This window comes from Vibrio sp. RC586, from assembly GCF_000176715.1.
In the GTDB taxonomy this organism is placed as follows: domain Bacteria; phylum Pseudomonadota; class Gammaproteobacteria; order Enterobacterales; family Vibrionaceae; genus Vibrio.
The window spans coordinates 44,829-63,465 of the sequence record NZ_ADBD01000013.1 but is presented as its reverse complement, the minus strand read 5'-3'; the positions used below and the strand labels follow the sequence as shown (position 1 = coordinate 63,465).

Here is an 18,637-nt window from a genome sequence, read left to right as displayed (position 1 = left end):
ATTGCTAATCGAATGAATGCTCATTCTTCTTTGCTCTGCGAATAAGTCACGTAAAGTCAAGATTTTTTTGATGGAGTTGCTGTATAAAAATACAGCAATGCTATTGACAATGTTTTAATGCGCTTTATGCTGTATTTATATCCAGTACTGGAGGGCTTGATATGTTTTTAGACACACTAGAACGTGTTAATCGTCTGCGTCAGCAAGCGATGAACAATCCCGAGTTTATTCAATCAGCCAAACAACATGAAGAAACCCTTCAGCAAGTAGAGCGGTATTTTGAGCCGAGAAAGTACAGGAAGACTTCACATAAACATCAAAAGTCGCTAGCTGATATCTACGACCAAGCTAATTTTGGCGAACGTTCTGATGATGTAACACATTAATCACAAATGGAAACTACTTGATAAATCATCAAGCTAGATTTTCCGATGTAATAAAAGCCAAATGATCGAGTGTTGTTGGCTTATAGCAACACTCGCGAATAGCCAAATAGCATCTAAACTGAGTGATATAACGATATTCAAATAGATTCAGAGGTTGGCATGTTCTTGGCTAGGCAAAACCATCGTAGAGTGGTTTACCTATTACTGATAGTATTCGCTTTTGGTGGATGGCGATGGTGGGAGTCTTTAATGGCATCTTCCGGTCTTTCCTTATCCACAGCTTCGGTTCCGGTAAAGATTGCGGTATCGCAAACCCCTCTTTCTTCCCCTTTCTATATTGCTGAACAACTGGGTTTTTTTAAACAACAAGGCATTGATGTTGAGTTAGTTGGATGTAGTGGCGGTGTTCAGTGTAGCAAGGCACTGCTAAAGGGAGATGTTGATTACGCAACGGCCTCCGAATCGGTCGTCATGTTCACTAGCTTTGAGCGGCAAGACTTTCAAATAGTGGTGAGTTTTGTGCAATCGGATAATGATCTTAAGCTACTCGCTTTAAAAGGGGATGATCTTCAATCCATTAACGATCTGCGAAATAAACGAATCGGGATGATTAAAGCGAGCTCAAGTGAGTTTTATTTTGACACTTTATTACTAGCGCATAACTTAAAAGGGATTTCTATCGATAAGGTTTATGGTTCCGCCGACCAGCTTTATCAACAACTTTTTGATAAACAGCTTGATGCAGTGTCTATTTGGGAGCCTTGGGGCTACAAAATCGATGTGGCTGCTCATTCCAACGTTACTAACCTCAGCTTGCCAGGTATTTATACTTTGTCGTTTAACCTGCTCGCGATGAAAAATACCCTTACATCAGATAGAAAGACTGCTATTGCAATTTTACAAGCATTAAAGCAAGCCATTGATTGGATGCATAAAAATCCAGAAAAAACACAACAACGTATTGCTTTAGTGCTCAGTATTGATGAAAAACAGCTAGAGTGGTCATGGCAGGATTACTCGTTTCGTCTCTCACTGGGGAATACCTTATTGACGAATTTACAACTGCAAGGCCGTTGGGCGATTGAGAGCCAAATTGTACAAGGACAGCTACCTGATTATCGGCAACTGATGGCTGATGAGTTGCTGATTGCTGCACTGCAAAATGAGGAGATTAAGCCATGATCAACTCACTGACTCGAAAAATGACCGCGCTATTTATTGCTTCTCTGTTATTGGTGGGGTTTATTGCGTTTTCATTGTTCAATTTGGCAGAAAAACAGCGGCAGACAAATGAGCAACTTAATACCATTTTAGAAATCCAAAATAGTGTAGCGATGTTGAGGGGGCAGTTGTGGAGCTTCTTACAGTATAAGGACGCAAATAGTCTCGAATTGGTTTATCTTGCTCAACAAGTTTTGGCACGAGAATTAGCTGAAGAAACGATTATCGACCTAAAACTGAACAATATTCAGCGAATGAACAACAGTCTGGCTGGCCTATTAGAACAAGAACGCAAGTTGGCACAGGAGGCTGGGATTACCAAGCTGATCGATGGATTAGGGACGTACGAATTGTTTCATGCTCGCTACAATATCTTGGTGCAGAATATGAATGAAGAATTAACATACATTCAGCGGCAAGTGATGGCGAATAACATCTCAAGCCAGAGAACCCTACTATTGACGACTATGCTGCATTTACTGCTGTTCTCTGCGATTGTGTGTGGAATTGCATTAATTGTTTTACGTCGTTTTCAGCATGGATGTAAAACCCTGCATGAAGGAATATCGCTGATGGCGAAAGGGGATTTGACCAGTCGAATCACCATACAAAGTCGAGAGCTGGAGTTCATTGAATTAACGCAGTTTTTCAATCAGATGAAATCTTATCTTCAGAGTACAACGGTGACTAAAGATGAATTACAAGCCGAAGTGACAAGAAAAACGGCGAAATTAGAACGCCAAAAAGCCGAATTACGTTTCCTATCTGAAAGGGATTCACTAACAGGCCTATTAAATAGACGAGCTTTCAAACAACAGTTGAGCCAAGCATTAGTAAAAGCCAAACGTTCCGACATGAAATTAGCTTTATTGTTTTTCGATTTGGATAAATTTAAAGAGATCAACGATACCAAAGGGCATGAAGCTGGGGATATGGTATTGCAAGAGATAGCGCAAAGGTTAAAGGGGACGATCCGAGAATCAGACTTTTGTGGGCGCTTAGGAGGCGATGAGTTTGTGGTCTGCTTGGATATTTTGCAAGATCACTCTGGCGTAAGAAGTAAAAGCTATCAACTTCTCGATAAGTTAACCAAACCGATGTTGGTGAATAACGAAGAGCTAACTGTCGGTGTGAGTATTGGTATAGCACTCTACCCAGATCAGGCGGTACAAATGCCAGAATTACTGCGTATTGCTGATGAAGCGATGTATGTGGCAAAGCATCAATCCGGTGGGATGATTTATTGTGCCCATCGAGACAAAGATGATGAAACAACCCTAGCAGGATAATGCATGGTATCCCTTAACTATTTTAAGTTGCAGCGGTGTTAGCTACGTGAATTACCCCCATTTCATAGTGTGTCTATGCTCATGGGGGATGAACTTTCGGACTACTTACTTATAGCTGGGCTATCGCGGTTTAGTCTGTGGCGTATAGCCATAGATGTGGCCATACGATGAGATAAGCTTTATGGATGCCTGATATTATGTGAATCAGAGTGCTTAGGGCGAAACCTCCGGTTTTGCTTTGGTTTATCAGGTGATTTTGAGTGGTGATTTTTCACTTTATTTTGTGGTTTCTGAGCTTTCTTGATTACAAAATAAGGGTCTTCATAACTTTTCTCAGAGCCAAATTCTTGGCTGACGATTCGATTCCATACCGCACGTTCAAAAGTCTGATCAGGGATTGCAGGATACAGAGTTTCGATTTCTTCTCGGGCATAATTCAGAAATGTCTCTTTTTGGATCTGATTAAAATGTTTAGCAACAATATTGTGTTTTTTAATCCAAGCTAGCTTAAAACTGCGCAGCTCTTCGGTTGCCTGTTCTAAAGGCATGCGAGAGAGATAAATGCGTTTATAGGAAACTTTTCTATCAACCATAGTTCTCATCGCAGTTTGGATGTAGTCACCGTGATGGGTAATCGAAATTTCTTTGGGATCGAACAGGTTGACACACCAACCTTTAGGCTGGAAATCTGCTTGCTTATATTGACGATTACGAGCTACCAAGGCTTGGTGAAGTACCAAATCCGATTTACCACGAAAGGTTTGCTGCCATTTAGCTATCCGAACTTGGATTGATCCTGGCAAACGAAAAATATGTGTGAATTTATCTTGTTCCATGGGCTTATTTGCAACCAGAGCTTGTTTAACCGATGTACATGGACTTTCTTGCGAATGTAACCCTGAAGAAAGCTGAAATTAAGCAAAAGAGCAAACTGTCTAAGCAGTTACTAGCCAAAGGCACTGACGGAAAGTGTATATAGTATTGTCGTTTTGTGGCAACGGATCTTACACCTTTTTTAGACATTAATGCGAGCTTAAGTTGTTAGATAAATTATATTTTAGTAGTCATTTGGGATGAAGGGCGCCAAAATAAGTAGGGATTAAGTTTCTTCTTTTCATCCAGGATGGCTAAAGTTAATGGATCTGTCTTACTTAGAAATTGCTACGTTAATCAATAATATACTGTGCAGTGGAATCGCGGCATCATTTATCTACATGTTGAGAAGCAAGCTCAGTGAGCATAAACTGGACACGGCAACATGGTTTGTCTTGCTGTTTTTGGCCTATGGATTGGCTTATACCACCTCTTCATTACGTTTTATCCTCCCTATGGCGTTTGCCATTTTCACCAATAACTTGCTGTATCAACTTGGCTGTTATTGCATGCTTTTTGCCGTCTTGCGCTGGTATCAAAAGCCAATTCGAATGAGCTTATATCTCTTGGCTATTGGGCATTCATTCTTATTTGCGTTGCTTGAGTACAGCTTGTTTAAGGTGGATCCTGATGCATTGGGTATTCGTATTTTGGTTTCCTCTGTGAACATGTCAGCGGTGTATTTAGGGGTTGCTTTAATAGCCGCTAAAAATGGGCAGCGTGGACGACCAGAGCAAACTCTGTTGGCAGTCGTTCTGGCTATGATGATGGTCGTTCTCTACATACCTTTAGTGGCTTACCAAACCTTACCTTTGATGGCGGTCTTCCGAGCTGCGACCATTGTGGTACAAAATCTGTTTTTCTTCATTATTCTCGGTACCATGCTCATGCTGTTCCTATTTGAAGAAATTGAATGGCACCGATTGCGGTCCATCCGTGATGAGTTAACGGGTTCCTTCAATCGCCGTTATTTTAAAGAACTCGTACAACGTCAGCTTAACCAGTCAGAAGCCGCTTCCATAATTGCCTTAGTCGATATTGATCATTTCAAACAGATTAATGACACCTATGGGCATGATATTGGTGATGAGGTGATTACTTTTGTAGTCCAGAATCTGGAGTCATTAAACCTAATGGACTGCGTAGTCGCGAGATACGGTGGAGAAGAGTTCGCGATATTTGCCCGTGAAAATGATGAGGCTCGTGTGGCGAAAGCGCTAGATACTGTGCGCGATGAGATTGCGTGTGGTTTTAGTATTGATGATCAGCCTCTCCGCGTTTCTGTCAGTATCGGTGTGGTAATGCTGGATACTTCATATGACTATGGTGAGGTCTTACGTCAAGCGGATAAAGCTTTATATCAAGCAAAGCAACAAGGTCGAAATCGAGTCATGTTGCAAGCGGTGAATGTGGCTTAAACCTTTAGAATATCGGAGCCAGATGGCTCCGATGATCATGTTTTTTGCAAAGTGGAATTAGTGATTCAGCAAGATTAAGCCGCTAGGTAGACTTTCACCAAACGCGCGTTGGGTTTCTGCTTCATCCAGTTCAACCACTTCGTTAACCAAATTGATCCATGACTCTGCAACGCGGCTCTGTTTGAGCTTATCCAACACCTGCGTACGCCAGTCTTCAGCAATATCGCGGCTGCGATCGCCCGTTTTGCGGCACATCATCACGGTGGCGAAAGCACACATGGGTTCTTTTGACCAATCTTGCTCTAAGAGCTTAGGTAGCCATTGTTGGATTTGTTCTTTCGGAAGTGTGGCGTGCAGGCTGCCATAAAACGGCGTGCGAGCGGCTAAACGGCCTAAAGCCCACCAGTGTGCTTGTTGGTATTGATTGTGGTTCAGTGCTTTATTCAAAAACCAAGTGGCGAGCAGAGTTTTATCTTCCACCTGTAATTGCTCTAACGAAGCCGCCAACCGTACCATAGCTTCATAACCTTTCTCTTGGGCTTCTTTGGTCGAAGCAGGCGTACGCATAGCACTCGGATGCAGGTATTTAGCAATATCCGCAAGTAAGGTTTCTTGCTGTTCTTGATTTAAACCGCCCGCAACTCGACGCCAGAATACCCACCAGTCCGTCCAACCTTGAGTGTTAGCAAACTGAATGCCTTGTTGGTACAACGCCCAAATTTGTTCAATCCGCCAACTGTCGGTGGCATCGCCAAAACCGGGTCGCAAGCTGAAACCCGCCAGCCGCAGCCAGTTTTTCTCATGCTGTTCTGAGCGGCGGCGGCGCTTGCGGCCAAGTGCTAGACTGTCAAACAGGCTACGCAGAGTCGCAAAGTCCCACTCTTCTCGTTTCCCTAAACGTCTTTCTAACTCTTTAGTCAGTGTTTTAATGGCTTGTTGGTCGGCATTGGTTTTGTTGGCGCTGTAGATCTTGCTGATCAGTGTTTTGGCTTCCTGCAACTTGGGAGAAATCGACGAGTTCTCACTCAATCCGTCTTCATTCGACAAGTTCTGGCGAATTTCAAACTCCACTTGCCAACGCTGATTTTCATCCTCTGGGTTCACACACACCATTTGCAGAGTACCGACTTCGGTCAACTGGCAAGCCAGTTGCACCTCGACTCTCTGCTTTTGATTAGCGGCGAGTAGAGTTTCGTCCAGAGCAGGTAAGGTGAGTACATAAGGCGGTAAGGGCTGGAATTTATCGGGGCCGATAGGCAGCAGCGCACCATTTTGTACTTTCTGTTCGGGTACGATGTGATCGTGAGTTGAGGTCAGCAGATTAAAACGGACAGGCTCCCCCACCGTCAGTGAAAAACGGCGGCTGGTTAGACGAATTTCTTGTCCTTCTTCACTGCCTTTGGCGAGCAAACATAAGGCTTTGTCGAGTTTATTTTTTTCTTGTAGATGAAGGAAATAAGAGCGCGCTGCGCCACCGCCGATTTTGAGCTGCGCCCCACGTCTTGCTTTGGCATAAGCCACTGCGCCCAAAGCGACAGACCAATCTGGATGAGGGTTATCGAGCAAAGTAATGGGTCGCCCTAACCAGTCGCTCAGCAGTGTGATCAGCCGTTGAGTAATCAACTCGCTATTAAACACGCCGCCATTGAGTAGTAAACCTGTTGGCAATGCTGAGTTATTTTCAGTGGTTAACGAACCTTGCGCTGTCCCTTGGTGATGACTGAGAAATTCCGCAATGTGCTTGCTGACGGCGGGATCGGCCGCATAAGGCAAGCCAAACTCCACAACTGCACTGCGGCGTTTCTCTGGTAGTACGTCTTGTTCAGTCAGAGGGAAAAATCCGTCAAGTGCAATGCGGTGTACTTCATCACGATGTAACGCCACACTTTGGGTTCCGCCCAGTAACTTCGAACCACTGCCCAATAAGGTGATTTTCATCTGTTCAGGTGCATTTGCCGAAAGCAGGCTCTCTTTGGCTTGGCGCGTTTGTTGGATGAGCTTGGATAAACCCGCAGCGCTGAGTTTTTTATTTTGATTGAAACGGCTTTCGGCTACGTGAGCCAAAGCAAGGTCAATGTTGTCGCCACCCAGCATAAGATGATCGCCCACACCAATCCGGTTGAGTTGCAGCGTTTCTTGTTCATCAAATTGCGCGGCAATCAGGCTTAAATCGGTGGTACCGCCGCCCACGTCACACACCAATATCAGCGGTACGTCTTGCAAGATATCGTTCGCTTGAGTTTGGTGACGATGATGCCAGTCATAACACACCGCTTGCGGCTCTTCGAGCAGCATGATTTTCGGTAATCCGGCCAGCTGAGCGGCTTCAAGAGTCAGTTTACGCGCACCTTCATCAAATGAAGCGGGAACGGTGACTACCACTTCTTGTTGTTCTAACGGGTTTAAAGGATGGCGATGATTCCACGCTTGGCGGATATGGTTGAGATAGCTGGCGCTGGCAATGATAGGCGAAACTTTTTCGACATCATTCGCTCCCGCCCACGGCAAAATGGGTTGGCTGCGATCAACGTTTGGATGTGAAAGCCAGCTTTTGGCACTAGAAACTTGTCGGCCTTCCACTTTTGCGCCCAACTCACGTGCCCATTCGCCAATAATCACTTGCGGCAGATCGCCATTCACCAACTGTGATTCCCAAGGCAGGGTTAAATCAGAATCGGTGAATTGTCCGCGTGAAGGGTGATAACGGAAAGACGGAAGAAGCGGACGGCGAACCACTTCGCCAGGACCAACCAATTGATCAACGGGGAAAATCTCAACCGGAGATTGTTCAAGCGCATCATTGAGTTCACAAAAAGCGACCACGGTATTGGTCGTGCCCAAATCAATGCCAACCAGAAAACGTGGTGATGACATGCGATACCTCGTATTCATAAAGGATGAGCGGCACCCCGAAGGATGCCGCGATCGTTTTGTTAATGTTGCTGTGCTGCAGGCTCGTCTTGTGGGTTGTCACGTACATCAAATTCCACATGCCATTTTTGGCCATTATCGGCAGCAATCGCTTCGAGATAGAGGGTACCGAGCTCTGTCACTCGTGATGCCAGCGTAACAGGAACCACTTCACCCGCACGGCGACCTTCAGAAACCGGCAAGGTGACCTGAATGGTCGGCAGGTCGTCGAGCTCATCATTGGCCCAATCGACAAGGTGAGTCCCCGCGACATCATCACGGCGTACGGTTGAACCATAGAATTGGAAGTGCACTGGCTCACCAATCACTAGGCCAAACTGGCGATCCGCGACTTGCGCGCTTGAGCCTTCTTCCATACCAAATGGAGCAACACAGAGCGCTTCCATTGGCGGTGACATGCCTGGAATGGCAGGCATCGCACTTTCAATGCCGACATAGTAAGCCGAAGCTATACCACCACGGATGCGTACACCTTGACCTTGACGCACAACGCCGTAATAAGCTGCGCCACGTGCTACAGCCAGATCCAAATCGACTCCGGCTAGAAGTTTGGCAGGCGCCACATTGGCCTGAGTTAGCCAAGCATTGATGGTTTCTAGTAAACGATCGGCAAGCAAAGTGGATTTCAGCACACCGCCGTTAAGCAAAATGGCACTTGGCTTAATGAAATCGGCTTGTGGAGCGGCCATGCCCGGAATTCCAGCCATCGCGAAAGGCATGCTTTCTGCGTGGTTCTGACCTTGAGCATTGGCTTGTTTGCTTAAAAATGCGGCGATGTGGCGAGTAATGCCGGCATCTTGCGCGTAAGGCAAACTCATCTGATTCAGTGCGCCGCGCATTTTTTGTTGAGGGTGTTCATTGATAGACACCGCAGGGAAGAAACCATCGACCAGCGTTTGCTGCACTTCTTCACGAGTCAGTTCGGTTTTCAGTGTTGCGCCGAGCAGTTTAGAACCGCGGCTTGGTACCACGATCGGCACTGCCGCCAAATCCGGTTGGCTGAGTAGCGCTTCTTTCGCATCACGACAAGCGTGTGTCATGGCTTGTACTTGCCACATTTGTAGATCTTTACCTTCCTGCGCTAACTTCATTTTTAGACGATAGGCGAGGGCGAGATCCATATTATCGCCACCGAGCAGAATATGTTCGCCAACGGCAATACGTTTGAGGGCAAGGTTACCTTCTTCTTCGGTCACTTCGACCAGTGAAAGGTCAGTGGTGCCGCCGCCGATATCGATCACTAACACCACATCGCCTACGTTTACTTCATTGCGCCATTGCTCATGGCGGTTATCAATCCAGCTGTAGAGTGCCGCTTGTGGTTCTTCCAGCAACGTGAATTGTTGTAAACCGACATTGCGCGCCGCTTCTGCGGTTAAATCACGGGCTGCAGGATCAAACGAAGCCGGAACGGTAATGGTGACATCTTGCTCTGCCAATGGAGCATCAGGATGAGCGTGATCCCATGCGGCTTGCAAGTGCTCTAAATAAAGTTCAGTGGCGCGTAGTGGAGAAATTTTGCTGACGTCTTCAGGACTGCCCGAAGGTAAAAAGGCTTCGCGACGATTCACGCCCGCATGGCATAACCATGATTTCGCGCTTGCGACTAAACGAATCGGGGTTTTAGAGCCCAAATTACGCGCAATTGCACCGACCAAGGCAGTCGGCTCACTGCTCCAAGGTAAACGGCGTGAAGCGGCAGCCATTTCATGTTCATGCGGCTGATAAACGAATGAACCGAGCTGGTTGAGGTTTTCCACGGTACCCGGCGCCGTCATTTGCGCAATCGACATCACTTCAACATGGCTCTCTTCACTTTGTACAGCTTGATAAGCGAGTACGCAGTGGGTAGTACCAAGGTCGATGCCCACACTGTATTTAGCGGAATGAGTTGGCATCTCCATTACAGTTCTACCTCCGCAGGTGCGAGGATCGAAGTGTCGTAATTGTCAGCCAATTTCGGTAGGGTGATGGAATCTGCGCGCCAACCTTTGTGGATAAGAGTGCCAACAAATGGTGCTTGGCCAGTAACTTGTCCTGTCAGGCGAATTTCTTGTGCATTGAAGCCAGCTTCAACGTTAATGCGGCTCTCTTCTTGTTCGCTACGAATTGGCGATAGAGTGAGATACTCACGCAGCACTTTTTGGCCTCCGCTATGAATCACGCGAGCGGCTGCGCCCACTTCTTCATCCGAAAACTGGCTCACTTCTTCTTGTAAGAAGTCGATCAAGCGAGCTTCTTTTTGCAGCAGCGCTAAGAGTTGCAGTGCTGAATCGGTTGATGCGGTCGCGAGTTTGGATTCCACCTCAACGACTTTTTCCACCACTTTCTCAACTTCAATGATCTTTTCCACTTCGACAATTTTTTCTACTGGCTTTTCAACCGTCACAATCTTTTCGACCGGTTTTTCTACGATCTTTTCCGTCACTTTACCTTTGCGAGCAACAGCAACAATCAATAACAGGAGAGAAGAAGCCGCCAGCCCTGCATGGAGCATATCAAAGGTGGTTGGGATCAGGTTTAAGTCGATATTCATGATGAATTCTCTTGTGTAAACCGAGCGTGACATAAGCACGGCACCGGGTAATTAACGTATTGGGAGGCAAGATTTACTTTTGATTTATGGCATTGGCGTCATCGTTTCTGACTCCAGATGCCTGATAATCCCAATAACAGTGGTGATATCCCTTTCTTACTTTGAGTTGCTGCGGGTTCATTCACTTACCGCTTACCTGCAACTCCCAGTAGTGTGGGTATAGACTAAGCTCAAAATAGGGGCGGATGTTACCATATTCAAGGCTAATATAAGGAGGCTAAGCCCTTTTAATGTGCGATTTGTGGTTTGACTGAGCATGTTTTAAGCGATGCCAACGCTGACAGTGCTGCATAGGGTGAACAACGTGCCAGATCTTCAAAAAATGCAGCGCAGAGTATCCAAGTTATTGTCCGAATGGTTGACGATAAACGCATTACGAGATAAACAAGAAACGATTCGTTGGTTTAGGAAGGGATAAATGCCGCATCGATTTGGTGGAAAATTGCAGCATGCTGTACTGATTTCCTCACTGTTTTTGACAAGCGTGCTCGTGTACACGGCGTATTCCTTACAGAAACGCTACAACGTCACCATTTTTGAAAATTTGGCAGACCGGCAAACTCAAGCGCTGCAACAATTTGTCGAAAGTGATATTCACTTTATTGGGTCTGCGGCTAATTTTTTCCAATCTACCTCGATGGAAGACTGGGATCACTTTCAATCTTTTGCCGCTCAAACCATCAAAGATTCCAACAGTTTGATTGGTTTGCAATGGATGGCGAAGGTGGAAGCTGACCAGTTGCCTGAATATACACAGAAAATTCAAGCGCTTTTTCCAAGCTTCTTGCCTTATACCGTTCTTGAAAATGGCAAAAAGACCAACGGTTATGTATTCAGTGGGGAGCCAGTTTACGTACTTTCCGATATCTACCCATTGACCGAAGCTAATCGAGATTTACTGGGCTTCTACTCCTCGCGTGAACGATTTCAAGAAGTGCTCAACTACATAATGAACACAGGTAAAGCGAGCATTTCCGACAAAGTTCGCTTGTTGCAAGATGGCATCGATAAATCGATCAAAAAAGATGGCATTTTGGTTTACCATCCGGTGTTATCCTCTAAACAAGACCAAGATTTACTTGGAGTAATGGTCGGAGTGGTGCGGCTTTCAGCCTACATCGACAATTTAGTGCTTAAAACCGCGATGGAGCAGCAGCTGCGCATTCAAGTTATCGACACGGGCTTTGATGCTGATGACGATCCTATTCTCTATCAAAGTGAAGGTTGGCAAGAGGGGAAAGGCGTACCCATGCAAAAACGGGTGCACTTGCCGAACCGTGATTGGATTATCAAATACTGTTTACTAGAGCCTCTAACTCAAAATGATAAATGGATTCTGTTTGGTATGAGCTTAGGTGGGGTGGTCATCTCACTGTTATTGAGCTATATCACCCGCTTACTGATTGAAGAAAGAGTTCGGTTAGAAGTCATGCTCGATGAACGCACTGCTGAACTGCGTTATCTTGTGGAGCATGATAGCTTGACCAGCATCTATAACCGCCGCTATTTCAATCAACTGCTACCTTCTATGCTTGATGCTTCGCAACCTTTTACGTTAGTGATTTTTGATATTGATCACTTCAAACAGATTAATGACTCTTATGGTCATCTGGTGGGAGATCAAGCGTTAGTTCATGTTGTCAATTTAGTGATGCAGAAGTTAAAGCCCGAAGATCACTTTGTCCGGATGGGAGGCGATGAATTTGCCATACTGTCCTACGTTGTCGATGGCGATGCATTATCACGCTATCTTGAAGCAATTCGGGTCAAGGTAGAGCAAACTCCACTGTTAGTAAAAACGGAAAGTGTGGGTTTAACGGTCAGTATCGGGGCTAGCCCCAATCATGGAATGAGTGAGTTCGAATTACTCCATTGTGCTGATACGCAGCTGTACCTTAGTAAAAGTTTAGGGCGCAATCAGGTATCGATTGCGCAGCAATGCAGCAATGCAGAATCGAATTTTGCCGTGGATTCAGGTAGGATGTTCGACTTTATGTAAGTAGAGAAAGAGCCAAGAATGAATTACAACCGTGTTGTGTGCTTCGATTTAGAAATGTGTTGTTGGAACGAAAACGGAGTGGGAACCACGGGTGAAATCATTGAAGTTGGTTTAGCGGAAATCGACCTGTCAGCGGGAACAATCGTCAAGCGTGCACAATATTTCGTCAAACCTGAAAAAGATGAAATCTCACTGTTTTGTGCCGAGCTCACCGGAATTACCCCCCGAAAAATTGAGAAGCAGGGGCGCCCACTGGCTGAAGTATTACAGTCGATGGTTAAGAATTTTGGCGGTTCGAATAAAATTTATGCCTCTTGGGGACGTGATGATCGTATTTTGATCAACGAGTGCCGAGAAAAAGGCATTCCAGTACCTTTTCAAGAGTTTCTCAATCTCGCCACCTTGTACCGAATTCAGCATCGATTAAAAGATAAACGCATCGGCCATCGTGCAGCTCAAGAATCGCAAGGTATTGAATGGGAAGGACGTCAGCACTCAGGCTATGTTGATGCCTACAACTTGGCAAAATTAGCGTTAACCATGCTGTAATGTGATATTCCGCAAATTGTTATGCAACAGCTAAGGTTTTGTTCTAGGCTTTTGTTTGGTTGTCCACAAAGCCGAGTATACCAATGGAAGATATTCTTTACGTTTGCTGGCTGGTGAATGCGCTCAGTTGTATCGCTGCTGTGCTGTATTGGCGAATGACACCACCACTCTAGTACCCGTTTTGAAGCGGTAAGCTAGAGAAAAGCCTGAATAACATACCCATATAAAAGCGCGCAGTTCGCGCTTTTTGTGTTTCTGGCATCAATGAACGACCTTATTGTCCTTTGTCCGTAGCCTGCAATTTGGCGCGAATGAACTGGGTATGGTCGACATACAGCAGCTCGGCGGCTTTACGAATCACCGCATCTTCGAGTGGATCTATGCTGCCATCGGCATTCGCCACTTCCCACATGGCTTTGATTAGTTCAAACCGTTGGGGTTGGGAAAGATTGCGCAATTGCGAGGTGAAATCATACAAAGACGCAGACTGCTTGACTTGCTGCTCTGCACGAGCCAAAAGTGCTGTCGCATCTTCCTCATCAATACTGAGAAGATGCTTCAGAAGGGCAAACTTTGCTTGCTGCTCTGATGGTGAAATTTGATGATCCGCACCTGCAACTTCCGTCAGCAGGCAGGCGATGGCTAACTCTGGTGTTGCGGAGTTTTTGGCTAAGTCTTGGCCTTCGAGAAGTTCTTTAAACAGAGAAGTGATCGCGTTAAACATGGGCGTTGCCTTGCGTTTTCGAAGAGGAATAGTGAGAGAATGAGGCCAAGAACCTTACTCTTCAAGCATTGAGCTTAAGATTTCAATAAATTCAGAGCTGGTCCGTTCGTGTGCGAGTGTGATCAGAGCCAATATTGCTTCTGATTTCGTTTTAGCACTATTTTCATCGGCGAGAATGTGCAGAACCTGTTCGCGGATCAACTCCATTTCATGCTCCACAAAGCCCCGGCCTTCTTCTTCACCTTCTCCCTCCTCAGGAGCGTTATCAAAGGTGAGAAACAACATGTCATCATCGAGTTGGGCATCGATCAATTGCTCTGGCAGCCATAATTCACCCATCACCACATCGGGGTCAAGGTCATCGAGGAGCTGGTTTAAAATCGTTTTCAGTTCAGAGGCTTTCACAATCGCTTCGTTTCCTTAAGGTTCTGTCTTCATTTTAGCGGCCAATCGCGCCGAAAACGAAGCTTCTTTTGCGTATTAGGCTTGCGTTTGCTGTTTCTATAGACAGGTAAGAGTGGCTAAAGCGTGGGATCATGGGCGTGTTGCTAAAACTCTGTGGTACAATCCGCGCAGTTTTTTGGAAAGATAACAATAGGAAATGCTTTGACTTCGTCACAGCCCACACCCGATTCGGCAGCTCAGCCAAAAGCCAATAGCGCTGCCAGTTTAAAAAAGGCGCTCGGAGAGTGCCTGATCAAAGACCGTTTTCGTTTCAGCAAACGCATTGATGGTGCCAGTAAAATTAAAAATGAATCGGCACGCAACGCGGTATTTGACGAAATTGCGCTCGATATTGCGCAGTCCATGATGGTGGCCGAGCAGCGTAAACAGCAGATGCCCAAAATCGAGTATCCCGCTCTGCTGCCGGTTAGCCAAAAACGCGATGATATTGCGAAGGCGATTGCTCAGCATCAAGTCGTGATCGTGGCGGGTGAAACCGGTTCAGGCAAAACTACTCAGCTACCAAAAATTTGCGCAGAATTAGGCCGTGGTAAATACGGTTTGATTGGCCACACTCAGCCGCGTCGTCTTGCTGCGCGCTCAGTGGCGAACCGTATCGCCGAAGAGATGGAAACCGAACTCGGTGGTTTTGTTGGCTACAAAGTACGTTTTACCGACCAAATCTCTGATCAGACCCAAATCAAATTAATGACTGACGGTATCTTGCTGGCGGAGATCCAAAACGATCGTTTCCTCAACCAGTACGACACCATCATTATCGATGAAGCGCACGAGCGCAGTCTCAACATCGACTTTATCTTGGGCTATCTCAAACAGCTTTTGCCACGTCGTCCCGATCTCAAAGTCATCATTACCTCGGCGACCATCGATCCAGAGCGCTTCTCGAAGCATTTTAGCAATGCACCGATCATTGAAGTCTCTGGTCGTACTTATCCGGTGGAAGTGCGTTATCGTCCTCTGGCGGGGGATGACGACAGCGAAAGCGATCGCGACCAATTGGAAGGCATTTTCCAAGCCGTGGATGAGCTGTGCGATGAAGGTCTGGGCGATATTCTGATCTTCATGAACGGTGAGCGCGAAATTCGTGATACCGCCGATGCACTGGCAAAACGCAATCTGCGTGATACGGAAATTGTGCCGCTGTATGCGCGCTTGTCGGCCGGTGAGCAGAACAAAATTTTCCAACCTCATGCGGGTCGCCGCATTGTGTTAGCTACTAACGTAGCGGAAACTTCGCTGACGGTACCGGGCATCAAGTACGTTATCGACCCGGGTACTGCGCGGATCAGCCGTTACAGCTACCGTACTAAAGTGCAGCGTCTGCCGATTGAGCCAGTTTCTCAAGCCAGCGCTAACCAGCGTAAAGGCCGCTGTGGACGTACCGAAGAGGGGATCTGTATCCGTCTCTATTCGGAAGAGGATTTCTTGTCACGCCCTGAGTTTACTGACCCTGAGATTCTGCGCACCAACTTAGCCTCGGTTATTTTGCAGATGACGGCATTGGGGCTCGGTGATATTGAAGCTTTCCCCTTTGTGGAAGCGCCGGATAAACGTAATGTTCAAGATGGTGTGCGTCTGCTTGAAGAGCTGGGTGCGATCAACGATCAAATCAAAGATCCGAAAAAACGCCTCACCGAAAGTGGTAAGCAGCTAGCGCGTTTGCCAATCGATCCACGTTTGGCGCGCATGGTACTTGAAGCATCGAAATTCGGCTGTTTGAAAGAGGTGATGATTATTGCTTCCGCACTGTCGATTCAAGATCCGCGTGAAAGACCGAGCGACAAACAGCAATCGGCTGATGAGAAACATCGCCGTTTTAACCATGAAGATTCGGATTTCCTGACGTTAGTGAACCTGTGGCACTACATCGGCGAGCAGCAAAAAGCGTTGACCAGTAACCAGTTCCGCCGTCAATGTAAGCTCGATTACCTCAACTATTTGCGCGTGCGCGAATGGCAGGATGTGTACACCCAACTGCATCAATCGACTCGGGAAATGGGTTTCAAGCTCAATGATGAACCGGGCAGTTACCATGCCGTGCACAGTGCGATCTTGGTTGGTTTGCTGTCGCACATCGGTATGAAAGATCAGGAAAAGAACGAGTACCACGGTGCGCGTAACGCGCGTTTCAACATTTTCCCTGCCTCTGGCTTATTCAAAAAGCAGCCGAAATGGGTGATGTCGGCAGAGCTGGTGGAAACCTCCAAGCTATGGGCACGTGTCGTCGCGAAAATCGAACCGGATTGGATTGAGCCACTGGCGAAACACCTGATCAAACGTAGTTACAGTGAGCCACATTGGTCGAAGAAAAATGCGGCAGTGATGGCGTATGAAAAAGTGATGCTGTATGGCATCCCAATTGTACCGAAGCGCTTGGTCAACTACGGCAATATCGATCCTGTGCTCAGCCGCGAGATTTTCATTCGCAGCGCGCTGGTTGAAGGGGATTGGGAAACCAAACACGCCTTCTTCAAACAAAACCGCGCGCTGCTCGCCGAAGTGGAAGAGTTAGAACACAAATCGCGTCGCCGCGATATTCTGGTTGATGACGAAGAGCTGTTCCAATTCTACGACCAGCGTGTCGGTACCGAAGTGGTGTCGGGTCGCCATTTTGATGCGTGGTGGAAAACCGCAAGCCGTAAAACGCCGGATCTGCTCAGCTTTGAAAAAGAGATGCTGTTCAAAGGCGATGCCAGCCACATTACCGATCTGGATTACCCGAATTTCTGGCATCAAGGCAATCTGAAACTCAAACTCAGTTACCAGTTTGAGCCGGGCGAGAACAGTGACGGTGTGACGGTACACATTCCGCTGCCGATCTTAAACCAAGTTGAGTCACATGGCTTTGACTGGCAAATTCCCGGTTTGCGCCATGAGTTGGTGGTGAGCTTAATTAAATCGCTGCCGAAAACGCTGCGTAAAAACTTTGTGCCAGCCCCCAATTACGCTGACGCTTTTTTGGCGCGAGTAACACCGTTTGAAATGCCGCTGCTTGATGCAATGGAAAAAGAGCTGCGCCGTATGACGGGTGTGACGGTATTGCGCGAAGATTGGAAACTCGATCAACTGCCTGCGCATTTAAAAATTACTTATCGCGCGGTGGACCATCGCAATCGCAAGCTCAATGAAAGCTGCGATCTGCATGAGCTGAAAGAGAGCTTGAAAGAGAAAGTGCAAGAAACACTTTCGCAAGTCGCCGATGATGATATCGAACAGCGCGATCTGCATACGTGGTCATTTGGCGAACTGCCGAAAGTGTATCAACAAAAACGTGGTGGATTTGAAGTCAGAGCCTATCCGGCTTTAGTCGATAAGAAAGACAGCGTTGAAATCAAACTGTTTGAAACCGAGCAAGAGCAGCTTGGCGCGATGCGTGCTGGTCAGCGCCGTTTGATTTTGCTTAACGTGCCATCGCCGATCAAATATCTGCACGCCAATCTGCCGAACAAATCTAAGCTCGGTTTGTACTTTAACCCGTATGGCAAAGTGCTGGATTTGATTGATGACTGTATTGCTTGCGGGGTTGATAAGCTGATTGAAGAGCGCGGCGGCATGGTGTGGGAGCCGCAAGCGTTTGAAGCGCTCAAAGAACATGTGCGTGCTGAACTGGGCGATACGGTAGTTGAGATTGCCAAACAAGTTGAAACCATTTTGACGACTGCTTACAACATCAATAAGCGTTTGAAAGGCAAAGTGGATTTCACCATGGCGTTTGCACTTTCTGATGTCAAAGCACAAATCGAAGGGCTAATTTTCAGTGGCTTTGCCACCGAATGCGGTTGGAAACGTCTGCCGGACATTCTGCGTTATATGCGCGCGATTGAACGCAGGATGGAAAAACTGCCGGTCGATCCCAACAAAGATCGCTTGCATATGCTGAAAATTGAATCCGTGACGAATAAATACAAAGAGTTACTGAACAAAATCCCGAAAGGGTTGGCGATTCCCGATAATGTGCGAGAAATCCGCTGGATGTTAGAAGAGTTACGTGTAAGCTTCTTCGCCCAACAGTTAGGTACGCCATATCCGGTGTCCGATAAACGAATCATTAATGCAATTGACGCTTGTTAGTGATGACGCTGAGTTTCGTGGCAACGAGATACGAATTAGGTACGAAATTTGCTTAACAAGCTGAGATGACGGAATTAGCACTCAATGTGGCAACGACTGGCCGCCGTCAACGTTG

The 18,637-nt window shown here is 46.6% G+C and carries 13 protein-coding genes; 7 read left to right on the top strand and 6 right to left on the bottom strand.

Annotation, left to right across the window (positions count from 1 at the left end):
* The first annotated feature begins 161 nt into the window (after nt 1-161).
* The 3 genes from VOA_RS05120 (at nt 162) to VOA_RS05125 (ending at nt 2,896) form a co-directional block, all read left to right on the top strand.
* A complete protein-coding gene (locus VOA_RS05120; RefSeq protein ID WP_000478173.1) occupies nt 162-386 on the top strand; it encodes a hypothetical protein in 225 nt (74 codons plus the stop codon).
* 159 nt (nt 387-545) lie between these two features.
* Nucleotides 546-1,568, top strand: coding sequence for an ABC transporter substrate-binding protein (locus VOA_RS0118515; RefSeq protein ID WP_032468360.1), 1,023 nt, complete (start codon nt 546-548; stop codon nt 1,566-1,568).
* Nucleotides 1,565-2,896, top strand: coding sequence for a GGDEF domain-containing protein (locus tag VOA_RS05125; RefSeq protein ID WP_000610831.1), 1,332 nt, complete (start codon nt 1,565-1,567; stop codon nt 2,894-2,896). The genes VOA_RS0118515 and VOA_RS05125 overlap by 4 nt, the downstream gene beginning before the upstream one ends.
* Before the next feature lie 179 nt (nt 2,897-3,075).
* Here the strand turns inward: VOA_RS05125 and VOA_RS05130 are convergent, their stop codons facing one another.
* Nucleotides 3,076-3,732: an MSHA operon transcriptional regulator gene (locus VOA_RS05130; protein ID WP_000434281.1), complete on the bottom strand. Its 657-nt coding sequence runs from the start codon at nt 3,730-3,732 to the stop codon at nt 3,076-3,078.
* A 378-nt stretch (nt 3,733-4,110) separates the two neighbouring features.
* On the opposite strand from VOA_RS05130, the gene VOA_RS05135 reads away from it, so the two are divergent.
* On the top strand, nt 4,111-5,187 hold the full coding sequence (locus VOA_RS05135) for a GGDEF domain-containing protein (protein ID WP_009356075.1): 1,077 nt from the start codon (nt 4,111-4,113) through the stop codon (nt 5,185-5,187).
* Nucleotides 5,188-5,244: 57 nt separating this feature from the next.
* On the opposite strand, the gene VOA_RS05140 is transcribed toward VOA_RS05135, so the two are convergent.
* From VOA_RS05140 to VOA_RS05150, 3 genes are read right to left on the bottom strand one after another with little or no spacing between them, the layout of a single operon-like run.
* Nucleotides 5,245-8,061: an Hsp70 family protein gene (locus VOA_RS05140; RefSeq protein WP_000098108.1), complete on the bottom strand. Its 2,817-nt coding sequence runs from the start codon at nt 8,059-8,061 to the stop codon at nt 5,245-5,247.
* Between the two features lie 59 nt (nt 8,062-8,120).
* On the bottom strand, nt 8,121-10,022 hold the full coding sequence (locus VOA_RS05145) for an Hsp70 family protein (protein WP_000425810.1): 1,902 nt from the start codon (nt 10,020-10,022) through the stop codon (nt 8,121-8,123).
* Nucleotides 10,022-10,654, bottom strand: a complete 633-nt coding sequence (locus VOA_RS05150) for a DUF2760 domain-containing protein (protein WP_001017929.1) — start codon at nt 10,652-10,654, stop codon at nt 10,022-10,024. Before VOA_RS05150 ends, VOA_RS05145 begins: the two co-directional genes overlap by 1 nt.
* Nucleotides 10,655-11,132: 478 nt before the next feature.
* Between VOA_RS05150 and VOA_RS05155 the strand changes: the two genes are divergently transcribed.
* On the top strand, nt 11,133-12,713 hold the full coding sequence (locus tag VOA_RS05155) for a sensor domain-containing diguanylate cyclase (RefSeq protein WP_001120541.1): 1,581 nt from the start codon (nt 11,133-11,135) through the stop codon (nt 12,711-12,713).
* An 18-nt stretch (nt 12,714-12,731) separates the two neighbouring features.
* The gene (locus tag VOA_RS05160) at nt 12,732-13,262 is read left to right on the top strand and encodes an exonuclease domain-containing protein (RefSeq protein ID WP_001108811.1); all 531 of its coding nucleotides are present in this window, start codon (nt 12,732-12,734) and stop codon (nt 13,260-13,262) included.
* Nucleotides 13,263-13,536: 274 nt separating this feature from the next.
* Here the strand turns inward: VOA_RS05160 and VOA_RS05165 are convergent, their stop codons facing one another.
* Nucleotides 13,537-13,986, bottom strand: a complete 450-nt coding sequence (locus VOA_RS05165; protein ID WP_000481241.1) for a TerB family tellurite resistance protein — start codon at nt 13,984-13,986, stop codon at nt 13,537-13,539.
* Nucleotides 13,987-14,040: 54 nt separating this feature from the next.
* Nucleotides 14,041-14,391, bottom strand: a complete 351-nt coding sequence (locus tag VOA_RS05170) for a hypothetical protein (RefSeq protein ID WP_000647612.1) — start codon at nt 14,389-14,391, stop codon at nt 14,041-14,043.
* A 201-nt stretch (nt 14,392-14,592) separates the two neighbouring features.
* Here VOA_RS05170 and hrpA point away from each other — a divergent pair, with 201 nt between their 5' ends.
* Nucleotides 14,593-18,522, top strand: a complete 3,930-nt coding sequence (gene hrpA, locus VOA_RS05175; RefSeq protein WP_000204530.1) for an ATP-dependent RNA helicase HrpA — start codon at nt 14,593-14,595, stop codon at nt 18,520-18,522.
* Nucleotides 18,523-18,637 lie beyond the last annotated feature (115 nt).